The organism is Paenibacillus sp. 01T422 (genome assembly GCF_056398785.1).
In genome coordinates this window covers 1-1,647 of the sequence record NZ_JBFTQB010001152.1, presented here as the reverse complement: position 1 = coordinate 1,647, position 1,647 = coordinate 1, and the positions used below count along the sequence as shown (strand labels likewise).

Genomic DNA, 1,647 nt, shown 5'->3' with positions numbered 1-1,647 from the left:
GCTTTTGTCCGGCTTGAAAGCTGGAGAGAACGAGTTGACCTTATCTTGCCACTATTTGAACCGGATGGAAGTGGAAGATATTTACTTGATTGGACAGTTTGGCGTAGATGCTTCTAGGAGCATTGTGGCCGAGCCCGAGACCTTGGCTTTCGGTGATTGGTGCGAGCAAGGATATCCTCACTACTGCGGCAGTATGATCTATCATTTTGACATTCAGGTGGAAAATAAGGCGGATAGCCGATTGGTATTAGCGCTTGGCGATTATGCCGCGGTTACCATCGAGGTACGGGTGAACGGGCAAACAGCGGGACATGTGCCGTGGCGGAGCGCGAACCGGCTAGATTTGACGAAGCAGCTTCACGAGGGAGTGAACCACTTGGAAGTGGAAGTCATGGGAAGCCCGCGCAACATGCTGGGACCCTTCCATCAGGCGTCGGGCGATACACTGACAACGAGTTGGGCGTCCTTCCGCAAAGAAGGCGAGCATTTTACTAGTGACTATAAGCTGAGCCCTTATGGTTTGTTAGGGCAAATTACCTTATACACAGAGAGATGGGAACGGAGGTTTGAGCATGAAAATCCATAAGTGGGGGCTATTTCTATCGTTCTTCCTCTTATGCGCCGCATTATTGCCTACGACTGCAGTCGCCTCGGTGAAATACTCCACGTACACCAAAGATAGCCGGGGGAATTTAATCTATCTTCAGCCGGCGTACTTTCCGCTGGGGGTAATCGGGCAAAATCTGATGGCGCCAGATCCAGGCAACAATACGGTTCAGGTGGTTTCGCCGATGAAAAACCCCAAAGACATTTTTATCGATGCGAAAAGTGAGGTTTATATTGCAGATACAGGCAATAACCGCATCGTGCATATGACAGAATCCGGACAGCTTTTGCGTTATATTACACTGCCGGAGAGTCCTTTTAACAAACCTGAAGGTGTTTTCGTGACCAAGGACGGCACTATTTATGTCGCTGACACAGGTAATAAAAGAGTGCTTAAGCTGGATGCTGGCGGCAAGGTCATGCAGGAGTATAAACGGCCGGAATCGCGGTACATCCCCGATACTTTTGTTTTCGATCCGGCGAAGGTCATGGTCGATGAACGTGAATTTATGTATATCGCCGTGCATGGCAGCTATGAGGGGCTCGTGATGCTTGATCCGAAAGGCAAGTTTCAAGGTTTCTTCGGTGCCAACGGCACGGCGATTTCCCCGCTAGATGCCTTAAAAAGAATGCTATACACCAAGAAAATGTACGCCAATGAGGTTGCCAAGAGGCCAGAGCCGATCAACAGCGTCGCGACGGACAAAAACGGCTATATTTTCACCGTAACAGGTGGAACAGCAACAACGAATCAATTGAAAAAGCTGAATGTAAAAGGCGATAATTTGCTGCGCAGCTCCTCCAAATCGTTCGGTGAAACAGCTCCATGGGACATTCCTGCGGAGGGGGTCATGACTGGCCCTCAACTGAGCGATGTCGCCGTCGATCAAAGAGGCAATATGATTGTAGTGGATCAGCAGAACAAATATATCAGCCATTACGATGCATCAGGTAATTTATTGTACTTCTGGGGCGGAGCATCCGCGATCGGTTCCTCGCAAGTCGGGCTGCTGAAAAGTCCAGTGGCGCTTGATATTAATG

Annotated in this window: 1 protein-coding gene and 1 pseudogene; both read left to right on the top strand. The window is 49.4% G+C overall.

Translation table 11 applies throughout. From position 1 onward, the window contains the following. A pseudogene (locus AC1DUA_RS36635) lies at positions 1-586 on the top strand (glycosyl hydrolase); the annotation flags it as partial. Continuing rightward, the coding region (locus AC1DUA_RS36630) for an NHL repeat-containing protein (protein WP_477504405.1) at positions 573-1,647 on the top strand (1,075 nt) is incomplete at its 3' end. The pseudogene AC1DUA_RS36635 and the gene AC1DUA_RS36630, both read left to right, overlap by 14 nt.